Genomic DNA, 8,562 nt, shown 5'->3' with positions numbered 1-8,562 from the left:
CCCTAGCGGAGGGTCAGCGGGCGGAGGTCCCGGTCCAGCCGGCGGGCACCTGCGCGACGCGCACCCGCTGCGGGTGGTCGCCGACCGGCACGGACAAGGTCTTCTTCCCTGTGGCGAAGTCGATCACCGTGACCTGGTCGGCGCCGCTCTCGGAGACCACACAGGACTTTCCGTCGCCGCTGACGGTCGACCAGTACGGCTTGGAGACGGGGACGAGCGGCCCTTCCTGGAGGGTCGCGCGGTCCACGACGGTCGCGTAGTCGTCCATCGTCCCCGCGATGCACAGCTTGGTGCCGTCCGGCTTCATCGTGAGGCCGTGGTGACGGGAGTCGTTGACGAAGGTGGTGCGGTCGTCGCTGACCCCCGGCGACTTCGGCAGGGTCTTGGTCCGGGTGATCTTGTCCGTGGCGATGTCGTACTCGAAGAAGCCGTTGAAGAACGACACCTGGAAGTACAGCTTCGTCTCGTCGGGCGAGAACGCGGCGGGGCGGACGGCGTCCGAGTAGTCGTTCAGCCCGATCGCGTTCAGCCGGTCGCGCATGTCGATCACCTTGACCTGCTGGAACGTGTTCGCGTCGGCGATGGTGATCTTCCGGTCGCCCTTCGTCCAGTCCAGCCAGGGTGCGTCGGTCTGCGTGTTCACGTCGCCGATCGCCATGTTCCAGATGTACTTGCCGTCACGCGTGAAGATGTTCTCGTGCGGCTTGTCGCCGGTCTTGAAGGAACCGACCTGCTTGCCGGTGACGATGTCCAGGACGTGCACGGTGTTCCCGGTCGACGCCGAGACCGCGACCCGCTTGCCGTCGGGCGAGACCGCCATGTGGTCGGCGCGGAAACCCGACACCGGGAAACGCCAGTTGATGGCGCCGGTGGTGAGGTTGATCGACACGACGTCGGCGAAGCTGGGGCGGGAGACGACCATCGCCGAGCCGTCGGGCGTGGAGTACATGTCGTCCACGAACTGGTCGTGGCCCTCGCCCACGCTGTTGCGGATCGTCATGAAGGCGATCCACTTGATCGGGTCGGCGTTGATCTCCGCCATCCGCTGGGCCTTGTCCGGGATGACGTTCACCCGGCCGATCTTCGCGAAGTCGCCGGAGCCCTTGATGACATCGGCGGTGCCCTCCCAGTTGTTGCCCACGAACATCACCTCGCGCAGGTCCGCTGTGCCGGCCGCGGGGGCGGCGGACGCGGTCGCGGCGGCGGAGGCGGTCAGGGTGAGCGCGGCGGCCACGGCACCGAGGTGACGGGCCCGGCGTCGACGGGGGCCGGGGGTGGGGATCATGGCTGGTTCCTCCTGCTTGCTGGGGGCATGACAAGGCGGCTCTGGGGAGAGAACGGGGCGGAAAATCTGAATACAGCAGCGTTCAGAGTTGACTTACTGGAAAGTAAGGAACGGGCGTGGTTCTCCACAAGACCACGGACGCGACAAAATCGGGGAAGCGCCGGTTCGACCGTCGAACGGGTGACGCTGTGTCGGGAGGAGAAGCGTGGCGGGCAGGCTCAAACAGCCCACCGGCCGTTACGGAGGACGGTCCGCCGAGGAGCGCCAGGCCGAGCGCCGGCGCCGCTTCCTCGACGCGGGCCTCCAACTCTTCGGCGACAGCCCCGGATTCCGGGGCACCACGATCGCGGCCCTCAGCGAGGCGGCGGGTCTGTCGACCCGTCAGTTCTACGAGGAGTTCCGCACCCTGGAGGACGTGCTGGCCGCGCTCCACCTCCAGGTCAACGACTGGGCCGAGGAGGCCGCGCTCACCGGTCTCGCCACGGCCGAGGGGCGGCCGGTCGCCGAGCGGGTCACCGCCGCGTTCCGCGCGTACGCCGCCAACGTGACGGGGGACCCTCGCCGGTTGCGCATCACCTTCACCGAGATCATCGGCGTGAGCCCCCGGTTGGAGCGGCAGCGTCTCGAACGTCGCTCCCGCTGGGTCGACTTCCTCTGCGCGGAGGCCGCCGCTGCCGCCGACCGCGGGGAGGCCGCCCACCGCGACTACCGCCTCGCCGCCACGGCCTTCATCGGCAGCGTCAACGGCCTCCTCCACGACTGGCAGGCCGGCTACGTCGACGCCGACCTCGACGAGGTGGTCGACGAACTGGTCCGACTGCTCCTGGGGATACTCCGCCCGGTGGGGTGGCGCCCGGACGGTGCCTGAGACGGCGGACGGAGCGGCACCGTGTGGCGGACGCCGCCCGGCGAGCGTGGTGGGACGGCGGTCCGGGCGGCGTGGTGGGGTCAGTTGGCAGCCGGCGGGTCGGGCCGGTGCGCGGCGGTCCCGTCCCCCGGTAACCGATCCGTCTGCTCAGGCCGACAGCCGGTTCACCGCCTCCAGGACCGGGGCCACTCCGTCCTCCGCTCCCAGCTCCTCCGACAGGGTCCGGGCGCGGTGGGCGTACGACGGGTCGGTGGTCGCCCGTCGCAGCGCCGCGGCCAGGGCGTCCGCGGTGAAGCCCCGCAGGGGCACCGCTCCCGGCGACACCCCGAGCGCGACGAGCCGGGCCGCCCAGAACGCCTCGTCGAACTGGACGGGGACCGGCACGGCGGGCACACCGGCGCGCAGGCCCGCCGCCGTGGTGCCGGCGCCCGCGTGGTGCACGACCGCGGCCATCCGGGGGAAGAGCAGCGAGTGCGGCACCTCGCCGATGGTCAGCATGTCGTCGCCCTCGCCCCGCAGTTCGCCCCAGCCACGCTGGATCACCCCGCGCAGCCCGGCCGCCCGCAGCGCCCGTACGACCTGGCCGCTCATCCGCTCGGCGTCCGGCACGGTCGCGCTGCCGAGCCCCACGAACACCGGGGCGGGCCCGGAGTCGAGGAAGTCCAGCACGTCCGAGGGCAGCCGGTCCTCGCGGTCGTACGGCCACCAGTACCCGGTGACGTCCAGCCCGTGCCGCCAGTCGCCCGGCCGGGGCACCACCCGCGCGCTGAACCCGTGGAACACCGTCCACCCCTGCCGTTCCCGGGCCCGGTGCGCCGCGATCCGCCCGGTGCGCGGGAGCCCGTACGCGGCCCGCAGCCTGCGCACCTCCTCCGTGAAGATCCACTCCACGGCGAGGTTCACCGCGTGCCCGCCTGCCCGGTTGAGGACGGGCCCCCAGGACCGCACCCCGGTCATCGGGGGCGCGAACGCGCCGGTCGGTGCCAGCGGCTGGAGGTTCACACCGAAGCTCGGCACCGACAGTGCCTCGGCGACCGTGTGCCCGAACGGGGCGAGCGTGCCGGCCAGCAGCAGGGCGTCGCTGGTGCGGGCGGCGGCCACCAGGTCGTCGGCCATCCGCCCGACGGCGTCACGGGCCATGTCCACCGCGCGCAGCAGCTTCCCGGCGCCCGTGGTGCTGCGGTGCAGCCTCCGCCCGCGCTCCGACTTGAGCTCGGCCCGCGGATCCACGGGCAGCGCGTGGAAACCGACCCCCGAGCCCGCCACGAGCGGCCGGAAGCGGTCGTGCGTCACGAGGGTGACCTCGTGCCCGGCCCGCACCAGCCCGTGCCCCAACCCGGTGTACGGGGCCACGTCGCCCCGGGAACCCGCCGTCATGATCGCTACGCGCACGCAGGCCAGTATGGCCGCGCGACCGCTCCGGAGCAGGCGGACGGCCCGCGATGACGCGAAACCGCCTCTGGTTACTCGTCCCAGGCCTGGAGCAGCGTGTGGTCGACGATCTTGCCGTCGCGCAGCGTGATCATCGAGCTGGCCAGGACCCGCACACCGTCCGGGTACTCGCAGGACTCGGTGTAGGCGACCTGGTCGCCCTGGACGACGCACTGCTCCATCTTGTGCGTCATGTCCCTGCTACAGACGTCCTCCAGCATCGCGCCGATCTCCCCGCGGCCGTGCAGCACCTTGGGGTGACTGGGCTGGGTGTTGTGGTCGACGACGCGCATCTCGGCGTCGTCGGCGTAGAGCGACAGCAGGGTCGACGCGTCCGCCTGCTCGGTGCCTCGGCGCAGCATGTCGGTGTCGAAGGCGGGGCTTGCCGCGGTAGCCATGGCTGACCTCCTTGGAAGGCCGCGGCCCGGCGGGGGAGCGGGCCGCGAGGGGCTCCTGCTATCGAGGCTCCTCCGCCGGGCGGAACCAGGCAAGCGCTGACGGGCCCGGCGCGCGCCGTCCCCGCGGCGGGGTCCTTGACTTTCCCGGGACCCCGACAGAGCATCACGAGTGTGTAACGTGAAGTGATCTTCACTTTACGAACAACGGGTGGGATTTCGCCCCTCCCGTACCGTCGTCGACCGTACCCCCGAGGAAGCCGCGCCATGGCCATAACCCGTGACCTTCTGATCGGCGGCAAGGACGTGCCCGCCGCGTCCGGCCGCACCACCGAGGACTTCGAGCCGTACACCGGGGAGGTGTACGCGACGGTCGCCGCGGCCGGTCCGGAGGACGTCCGGCGCGCCGTGGACGCCGCCGACGCGGCGTTCGAGGACTGGGCGTCCCTCGCCCCCTTCGCCCGGCGGGCCGTCTTCTTCAAGGCCGCCGAGCTGCTGGAGGCCCGGGGCGAGCAGGTCGCCGAGATCATGGCGCGGGAGGCGGGCGGCACCCGCCCCTGGGCGCTGTTCAACGTGATGCTCGCCGCCAACATCCTGCGCGAGGCGGCCGCCGCGATCACCGCCCCGCGCGGCGAGGTGCTCAGCTCCCAGAAGGAGGGCGCGCTGAGCCTCGCCGTCCGTGAACCGCTCGGCGTGGTCGCGGCGTTCGCGCCGTGGAACGCGCCCGTCATCCTCGGCGTACGGGCCGTCGCGGCGCCGCTGGCCGCAGGCAACACCGTCGTCGTCAAGCCCAGCGAGGACGCGCCCATCGCCTGCGGCCTGCTCGTCGCCGACGTGTTCCGGGAGGCCGGCCTGCCCGACGGCGTCCTCAACGTGATCACCAACGCGCCCGAGGACGCGGCCGAGATCGCCGAGGCACTGATCTCCGACGAGCGGGTGCGCGCGGTGAACTTCACCGGCTCCACCAACGTCGGACGGATCATCGGCGAGCACGCGGCCCGCCATCTCAAGCCCGCCGTCCTGGAGTTGGGCGGCAAGAACGCGGTCATCGTCCTCGACGACGCCGACGTGGACTACGCGGTCGACGCCGTCACCTTCAGCGTCTTCATGAACGCCGGGCAGATCTGCATGTCCGGCGACCGGATCCTCGTCCACGAGTCGCTGGCCGAGGAGTTCGCGCAGAAGTTCACCGCCAAGGTCGCCACCCTGCGCGCCGGCGACCCCGGCCACCCGCACACCGTGGTCGGGCCCCTGGTGACCGCGTCCGCCGCCGAGCGGATCGCGGCGCTGGTGCAGGACGCGGTCGCCAAGGGCGCCACCGTCCTCACCGGGGGCGGCCGGCCCGAGGGCGCGGTGCACCCGGCGACCGTGCTCACCGACGTCCCCAAGGACGCCGACCTGTACTACGCCGAGTCCTTCGGCCCGCTCTGCGTCCTGGAGACGTTCGCCGAGGACGACATCGCCGTGAAGCTCGCCAACGACACCGACAACGGCCTGAGCTGCGGCATCATCACGGAGAACGCCACCCACGGCCTGGCCGTCGCCCGCCGGATCCGCACCGGCATCGTGCACATCAACGACCAGTCCGTGGCCGACGAGCCCCAGGTGCCCTTCGGCGGTGTGAAGGCCTCCGGCTACGGGCGGTTCGGCGGCCGCTGGGGCATCGAGGCCTTCTCGAACACCCGCTGGGTGACCATGTCCACCCAGCAGGCGCACTACCCGTTCTGAGCCACCGGGTCGGACGCCAGGAACTGTGTGGCCGCCAACTCCGCGTACAGCGGGTCGGCGGCCACCAGTTCCCGGTGGGTGCCGACCGCGCGGACCCGCCCGGCGTCCATGACCACGATGCGGTCGGCCATCGTCACCGTCGACAGCCGGTGCGCCACCACCAGCACCGTCGTCGTCCGCGCCACGTCGGCGACCGTGTCCCGCAGCGCCGCCTCGTTGACCGCGTCCAGCTGGCTGGTCGCCTCGTCGAGCAGCAGCAGACGCGGGCGCCGCAGCAGCGCGCGGGCGATGGCGACGCGCTGGCGCTCACCCCCGGACAGCTTGGTGCCTCGGTGGCCGACCAGTGTCTCCAGACCCTGCGGCAGCTTGGCGACCAGGCCGTCCAGCCGGGTCGTCTTCAGCACCCGGCCGAGTTCACCCTCGTCCGCCTCGGGGTTGCCCAGCAGCAGGTTGTCCCGCAGGGTGCCGGACAGCACCGGCGCGTCCTGCTCCACATAGCCGATCGCCGCCCGCAGCCGGGGCAGCTCCCACGTGGTGACCTCCCGGCCGTCGACCGTGATGACACCCGCCTCCGGGTCGTAGAACCGCTCGATGAGCGAGAACACCGTGGTCTTGCCCGCGCCCGAGGGCCCGACGAACGCCGTCATCCCCCGCGCCGGGACCTCGAACGTCACCCCGTGGTGCACATACGGCAGGTCGTCGGCGTACCGGAAGCGGACGTCGGCGAAGGCGACCGCGGCCGGCTCGGTGTCCGGGCCCGGCAGCGGCGCGGGCCGGGCGGCCGGCTCGGCGGGCAGCCGCAGCGCCTCCTGGATGCGGGCGAGCGCGGCGGCACCGGTCTGGTACTGGGTGATGGCGCCCACGACCTGCTGGATCGGCGACATCAGATAGAACACGTACAGCAGGAACGCCACCAGTGTGCCCACGTCGATCGCGCCGGTGGCGACGCGGGCGCCACCCACCGCCAGCACCGTGATGAAGGCGATCTGCATGGCGAGCCCCGCCGTGTTGCCCGCGGCCGCCGACCACTTGGCGGCCCGTACGCTCTGCCGCCACGACTCCTCGGCCGCCGCGTGCACGGTCTCCTCCTCGCGGTGCTCGGCGCCGGACGCCTTCACCGTGCGCAGCGCGCCGAGGATCCGCTCCAGCGAGGCGCCCATCGCCCCGACCGCGTCCTGCGCCGCCCGGCTGGCCCGGTTGATGCGCGGCACGATCACACCGAACACCACCCCCGCGCCGAGGATCACGCCCAGGGTCACGGCCAGCAGCACCGGGTCGACGAACCCCATCAGCACCACCGTCGCGACGAGGGTGAGCCCGCCGGTGCCGAGGCCCACGAGGGTGTCGGTGGTGACCTCGCGCAACAGGGTGGTGTCCGAGGTGATACGGGCCATCAGGTCGCCCGGCTCGCTGCGGTCCACCGCGGTGATCCGCAGCCGCAGCAGATACGACGACAGGGTGCGCCGCGCACCCAGCACCACCGACTCGGCGGTGCGCCGCAGCACGTACGAACCCATGGCGCCCACCGCCGCGTTGCCCACGACCAGCGCGGACATCAGCAGCAGCGCCCAGGTGATGGCACGGTCGTGGGACAGGTCGTCGATCAGTTCACGGGCGACCAGGGGCAGGGCGAGCCCGGTCGCCCCGGTGACCAGGGACAGCAGTGCGCCCAGCAGAAGTGCCCAGCGATGGGGCCGTACATAGCCGAGCAGCAGCCGCCAGTTGGGCTGCTGCTCGGCCTGGGGGTCAGTCGTGCTCACGACGCTCCTCGGCAGGTCGGTCGGGGAGTGGGGACCGGGCGCGGAGCTTCAGCCTACGTCGGGGGTGAGTGGCACCGTGAACGCCTTTTCGACGACGCCGTTTCCGCCTCTTTCACCGCTCCCGCGGGCCGGACGCCGCCAGTGCGGTGAGCGTCGTGTCGAGGTCGGCGGCGCGCGGGCGGTTGTGCGGCAACCTCGCCAGCACCGCGGCCATCCCACAGGTGTCGGTGAGCGCCGAGACGACGAGACCGCCCGCGATGCCCGCCGAGAGCAGCTGCCAGGCCGGGTGGAGCAGGCCGAGCGCGAGGCCCACCAGGACCAGCGCGCCGGCGGTGAAGCGGACCTGACGCTCCATCGCCCAGGTGGGCCGGGCGGCCCCGGCCGGGCGGTGCAGCTCATGGCCGTCGGCCGCCCACGCGGTCGTACCGCCGGTCAGGTCGGCCGTCACGATGCCGTGCCCGGCCAGCAGGGCGCACGCCTTCGCGGACCGCGCGCCCGACCGGCAGACGATCAGCACCTCGCCTCCGGCGGTCCTCAGCGCGGGCAGGGCCCGCTCCAGCCGGTCGAGCGGCACGTTCAGGGCGCCGGGCAGATGCCCGGAGGCGTACTCGCCGGGCGTACGGACGTCTACGACGGTCAGCTCCGTCAGGCGCGCCCGGACCTCACGGACGGTGAGGCGGCGAGGAGTGGAGGGAGTGTGGGAGGGAGTGAGAGGAGTGGCCATGGGTCCTGCGATCCTTTCCTGAGGGGGCGGTAAAATACCCCCAAGGGTATGTAGAGGAAGTGGGTCGGTCGTGGAGTTGCAGTTCGAGGGCGATGAGCTCAAGTCGGTGCTCAACCGGCTGCGCCGGGCGCAGGGGCAGATCTCCGGGGTGATCAAGATGATCGAGGAGGGACGCGACTGCGAGGACGTCGTCACCCAGCTCGCCGCGGCCTCCCGGGCGCTCGACCGGGCCGGATTCGCGATCATCGCCACCGGTCTGCAGCAGTGCCTCACCGATTCCGAGAAGAACGAGCGGAACGGGGAGACGACGGAGCAGATGCGGGCGCGACTGGAGAAGCTGTTCCTGTCGCTGGCGTGAGGGGTGGGGGCCA

At 72.1% G+C, this 8,562-nt stretch carries 8 protein-coding genes; 3 read left to right on the top strand and 5 right to left on the bottom strand.

Translation table 11 applies throughout. From position 1 onward, the window contains the following. Positions 1-13: 13 nt before the first annotated feature. Positions 14-1,285, bottom strand: a complete 1,272-nt coding sequence (locus tag SMA5143A_RS39430) for a YncE family protein (RefSeq protein WP_107467601.1) — start codon at positions 1,283-1,285, stop codon at positions 14-16. A 205-nt stretch (positions 1,286-1,490) separates the two neighbouring features. Here SMA5143A_RS39430 and SMA5143A_RS39425 point away from each other — a divergent pair, with 205 nt between their 5' ends. Then, positions 1,491-2,153: a TetR/AcrR family transcriptional regulator gene (locus tag SMA5143A_RS39425; RefSeq protein ID WP_107467600.1), complete on the top strand. Its 663-nt coding sequence runs from the start codon at positions 1,491-1,493 to the stop codon at positions 2,151-2,153. Positions 2,154-2,300: 147 nt separating this feature from the next. On the opposite strand, the gene SMA5143A_RS39420 is transcribed toward SMA5143A_RS39425, so the two are convergent. Then, positions 2,301-3,530, bottom strand: coding sequence for a glycosyltransferase (locus tag SMA5143A_RS39420; protein WP_107467607.1), 1,230 nt, complete (start codon positions 3,528-3,530; stop codon positions 2,301-2,303). 86 nt (positions 3,531-3,616) lie between these two features. Beyond that, complete coding sequence (locus SMA5143A_RS39415; protein WP_107467599.1) at positions 3,617-3,982, bottom strand: nuclear transport factor 2 family protein; 366 nt, start codon at positions 3,980-3,982, stop codon at positions 3,617-3,619. A 264-nt stretch (positions 3,983-4,246) separates the two neighbouring features. On the opposite strand from SMA5143A_RS39415, the gene SMA5143A_RS39410 reads away from it, so the two are divergent. Then, positions 4,247-5,707 (top strand): aldehyde dehydrogenase family protein, encoded by a 1,461-nt coding sequence (locus tag SMA5143A_RS39410; RefSeq protein WP_107467598.1) that lies wholly within the window; start codon positions 4,247-4,249, stop codon positions 5,705-5,707. On the opposite strand, the gene SMA5143A_RS39405 is transcribed toward SMA5143A_RS39410, so the two are convergent. Together SMA5143A_RS39405 and SMA5143A_RS39400 are read right to left on the bottom strand one after the other, a co-directional pair. Next, entirely contained in the window at positions 5,695-7,467 is a 1,773-nt protein-coding gene (locus tag SMA5143A_RS39405) for an ABC transporter ATP-binding protein (protein ID WP_107467597.1), read from the bottom strand. The genes SMA5143A_RS39410 and SMA5143A_RS39405 overlap by 13 nt on opposite strands. Before the next feature lie 112 nt (positions 7,468-7,579). After that, the gene (locus SMA5143A_RS39400) at positions 7,580-8,191 is read right to left on the bottom strand and encodes a rhodanese-like domain-containing protein (RefSeq protein WP_107467596.1); all 612 of its coding nucleotides are present in this window, start codon (positions 8,189-8,191) and stop codon (positions 7,580-7,582) included. 70 nt (positions 8,192-8,261) lie between these two features. On the opposite strand from SMA5143A_RS39400, the gene SMA5143A_RS39395 reads away from it, so the two are divergent. Further along, positions 8,262-8,549, top strand: a complete 288-nt coding sequence (locus SMA5143A_RS39395; protein WP_055524155.1) for a metal-sensitive transcriptional regulator — start codon at positions 8,262-8,264, stop codon at positions 8,547-8,549. Positions 8,550-8,562 lie beyond the last annotated feature (13 nt).

The organism is Streptomyces sp. MA5143a (genome assembly GCF_900290235.1).
GTDB lineage: Bacteria > Actinomycetota > Actinomycetes > Streptomycetales > Streptomycetaceae > Streptomyces.
The sequence above is the reverse complement of the archived record's forward strand: the minus strand, read 5'-3'. Positions and strand labels throughout refer to the sequence as shown.

Coding starts and splice junctions, on each gene's coding strand:
- SMA5143A_RS39415 (WP_107467599.1), bottom strand. CDS start 3,982: ATGGCTACCGCGGCAAGCCCCGCCTTCGACACCGACATGCTGCGCCGA.
- SMA5143A_RS39410 (WP_107467598.1), top strand. CDS start 4,247: ATGGCCATAACCCGTGACCTTCTGATCGGCGGCAAGGACGTGCCCGCC.
- SMA5143A_RS39430 (WP_107467601.1), bottom strand. CDS start 1,285: ATGATCCCCACCCCCGGCCCCCGTCGACGCCGGGCCCGTCACCTCGGT.
- SMA5143A_RS39420 (WP_107467607.1), bottom strand. CDS start 3,530: ATGACGGCGGGTTCCCGGGGCGACGTGGCCCCGTACACCGGGTTGGGG.
- SMA5143A_RS39400 (WP_107467596.1), bottom strand. CDS start 8,191: ATGGCCACTCCTCTCACTCCCTCCCACACTCCCTCCACTCCTCGCCGC.